Origin of the sequence: Streptomyces sp. NPDC019531 (assembly GCF_044903305.1) — a bacterium.
In the GTDB taxonomy this organism is placed as follows: Bacteria; Actinomycetota; Actinomycetes; order Streptomycetales; family Streptomycetaceae; genus Streptomyces.
Window position 1 is genome coordinate 1 of record NZ_JBJDQL010000136.1, and the last position, 1,763, is coordinate 1,763.

1 protein-coding gene is annotated in these 1,763 nt (G+C 71.3%); it reads right to left on the bottom strand.

Annotation, left to right across the window (positions count from 1 at the left end; genetic code table 11):
- The coding region (locus ACI2L1_RS45160) for a polyketide synthase dehydratase domain-containing protein (RefSeq protein WP_404745294.1) at positions 1-1,763 on the bottom strand (1,763 nt) is incomplete at both ends.

A 1,763-nucleotide genomic window follows, 5' to 3' on the forward strand; every position in this document is an offset into this window, starting at 1 on the left:
GCCGGGCAACCACACCACCCAGACCACCCGTCCCACCCGTCACCAACACCGTCCCCTCCAACGACGGCAACGACGGCAACAACTCAGCCGAGACGCCGGGCACCTTCACCAGACGTCCGACGTACACGCGGCCGTCCCGTACCACGGCCTGCGGTTCGGCCAGGACGGCCGCGACGTCCAGCGGACCGTCCGTGTCGACGAGAATCAGGCGCTCGGGGCTCTCCCACTGGGCTGCGCGGACGAAACCCCAGACCGCGGCGCCGGCCGGGTCGATGTCGGCCGAGTCGCCCACGGCCACCGCGCCGTTCGTCACCACCATCAGCTTGGTGTCGGAGAAGCGCTCGTCCGCGAGCCACTGCTGCACCGCCGTCAGAACGCGGTTCAAGGTGGCACGCGTCCCGTCCGGTCCGCAGTCTGCCTGGCGCTCGCAGCGCAGTACGAGCACCTGCGCCTCGACAGCGGTCTGGTTGCCCAACGCCGTGTCCCAGTCCATCGACGCCACGGGTTCGTACGCGGACGACTCGGACGGAACTGAATCCGCGGGCGTCCACTCCATGCGGTACAGCGGCTGTTGCGGGGCGGATGCGGATGCTGCGGGCAGCGGCCGGAACGCGATCGAGTCGATGGTGGCCACCGGCCGGCCCTCGGCATCGGCCACCGCCACCGTCGTACCCCCGGACCCGGAGGGCGTGAGCCTGACCCGCGCAGCTGTTGCTCCGACGGCGTGCAGGGTCACTCCGGACCAGGCGAAGGGCAGCCGGCCGCCGTCCTCGCTGTCGGCGAACGCCGCGTGCAGGCAGGCGTCGAGGAGCGCCGGGTGGATGCCGAAGCTCTCCGCGTCGCCGTGGAGCTGCTCGGGCAGTGCGACCTCGGCGAAGACCGTGTCACCCTGCTTCCACACGCGCTCCAGGCCCTGGAATGCAGCTCCGTACGCCATCCCCGCGTCCGCGAACCGCGCGTAGAGGCCATCCAGATCGAGTGCGTCGGCGCCGATGGGCGGCCACTGGGTCAGCTCAGCCGCGGTGACGCGGCCTGCCTGGGCGGTCAGCGTGCCGGTCGCGTGCAGTGTCCAGGCGAGGTCCGGGTCACCGGCACCGTCTGCACCGTCCGCTCGCGAGTACACCGACACACCGCGGACACCGGACTCCTCCCCGGCTCCCACCACGACCTGGATCTGCACGGCCTCCCGTGCAGTCAGCACCAGCGGAGCCTGAAGGGTGAGTTCCTCCAGTGCGCCGCATCCCACCTGGTCCCCGGCGTGGATGGCGAGCTCGACGAAGCCGGTACCCGGGAAGAGCACCGAGCCCCCAACCACATGATCGGCCAGCCAGGACGCCGCCCCCGCCGAAAGCCGCCCGGTGAGCACGAGCCCACCGGAATCGGCGAGCGAAATGGCCGCGCCGAGGAGGGGGTGATCGGCGGAGTCCAGGCCCGCGGCCGTGACGTCACCGCCGCCGAGACGGGCCTGAACCCAATACCGCCGGCGTTGGAAGGCGTAGGTGGGCAGATCGATACGGGAGGGGTGGGCGTCGTCTTCGGTGTAGAAGGCCTGCCAGTCGACCGGGACACCGGTGACGTACAGGCGGGCCAGCGCCGTCAGCAGGGTGTGGGGTTCGTCCTGGCCTGCGCGCAGACTGGGGACGGCCGTGACGGCTCGGGTGTCGTCAGGGAGGTTCTGCTGCGTCAGCGCCGTCAGGACACCCTGCGGGCCGATCTCCACGAAACGGGTCACGCCGAGGGTGTCCAGGGCGGTGACCGCGTCC